This window comes from Streptomyces sp. DH12, from assembly GCF_020873895.1.
In the GTDB taxonomy this organism is placed as follows: domain Bacteria; phylum Actinomycetota; class Actinomycetes; order Streptomycetales; family Streptomycetaceae; genus Streptomyces.
Map to the genome: position 1 here is coordinate 1 of NZ_JAHWGT010001333.1, position 422 is coordinate 422.

At 71.1% G+C, this 422-nt stretch carries 1 protein-coding gene; it reads left to right on the forward strand.

The annotated features are described in order from the left end of the window. Window positions 1–20: 20 nt before the first annotated feature. The coding region (locus LPA54_RS39950) for a hypothetical protein (RefSeq protein ID WP_228985313.1) at window positions 21–422 on the forward strand (402 nt) is incomplete at its 3' end.

Here is a 422-nt window from a genome sequence, read left to right on the forward strand (position 1 = left end):
GCGATGAGCTGAGCCGGGTGATGAACGGCACCGCTGACTCGGCGGACCGGCTCCGGCTGCGTCTGGCCGGCATCACGACGGACGCGGACGGCCGACTCCGTGACCTGCAGGGCCGGTTCCTGTCTCTGGCCGAGGCGCAGCGCCTGGTCGACGACGCCACCGGCCAGGTCCGGCACCGCATGGCTGATCTGTCGGACGCGACCAGCAAGCTCGGCGAGTCCGTCAAGGCGAACCTCATTTCGCTACTGCCTGCGGCGATCCCGGCGGCCGCAGGCCTGGCGAGCAGTGCGGCTGCGGTCGCTGCCCAGTTCGGGGCGGGGGCCGTGGCTGCCGGCGCCTACGCACTCGCTCTCGGACCGCAGATCGGGAAGATCGGCGAAGCTGCGGAAGCACAGGACAAGCTCGACGAGGCACTGCGTACG